General features: G+C 44.2%; 1 protein-coding gene. It reads right to left on the bottom strand.

Features of this window, described 5'->3' with window-relative positions; all coding sequences use genetic code 11:
• On the bottom strand, positions 1-927 hold a 927-nt coding region (locus ACP45E_RS12555), incomplete at its 3' end, for a DUF3080 domain-containing protein (RefSeq protein WP_069585059.1).
• Positions 928-949 lie beyond the last annotated feature (22 nt).

The raw sequence follows: 949 nt of genomic DNA, 5'->3' as shown, positions 1-949 counted from the left end.
GTAATAACTGTGCAGGTCAGGTTGCGCGTCAAACATACCAAGTTGCGGGGCTAACTGCTGATAGTAGCCATCCAATTGCGCCATGTACGGCTGAACTTTGCCTATATATTGTAGTTCAAACACATTGTTAAGATAGCGAAACTTAGTCGTGTCTCGCTGTTGACCGCAGATGATGTTGTCATCAAAAGCTGAGAGCTGTTTAGTAATGGTATTAAGTTCGGCTGAAGCACGCGCGAGCGAGTAATACAAATTTCCCAGTGTCGAACTCTTCTCTACTATCTCTTGAACCTCTGTGGTTTTGCCTGAAACGAGCGGCGTGTTTAACGCTTTGTTGATATGCTTTAGGGCATCGCTTGCCTGTCGCACCTGATCACCGATATCAGCAAGTAACCACTGACTACCACGCATTTGGGATTGCATTGCCTCACTGGTATAGATGAGATTCCACTTGTGTAGCGGAAATTGCGCGAGTTTCTGTTGTTCGACATCTTTCAGTAGTTCAACGATGTTGGTGTCTAAGTCATTAACTGATAGACATTGATCGATACCTTTAATGAGGGCCACTTGGTAATCGTAATTGCGAAACTCGTCCGTCACTTTTCCAAGTATTGAGTTTTTTTCTGCGATTAGATTGAACAAGCCACATTGTCGAAGCTGATAGCTGTCGATCAATCCGATGGAGAGAGTGGGGACATCAATAAACAGCTCTCGCTTTCTCGGTAAGCTCTCAAATGCCCATTCTTCTTTCAATCTATCGGCACCTTGTACTCTGGCTATCTTAGTGTGATAGTCGTCGAAGAGGTCGCCGGGGCTTTCACTGAAACACCCAGAAATGACCACCACAAGAAAACATAATGTTAGGCGTGTTAGTAAGTTTGAGAGAAAGCGACCATTCATAAAATGACTACCAATCGATTTCACTGCCATCGAAATTAAAGAAGTGACCACT

The sequence above is a fragment of the Vibrio genomosp. F10 str. 9ZD137 genome, from assembly GCF_049974785.1.
In the GTDB taxonomy this organism is placed as follows: Bacteria; Pseudomonadota; Gammaproteobacteria; order Enterobacterales; family Vibrionaceae; genus Vibrio.
This window is presented reverse-complemented; position numbering and strand designations above follow the sequence as displayed.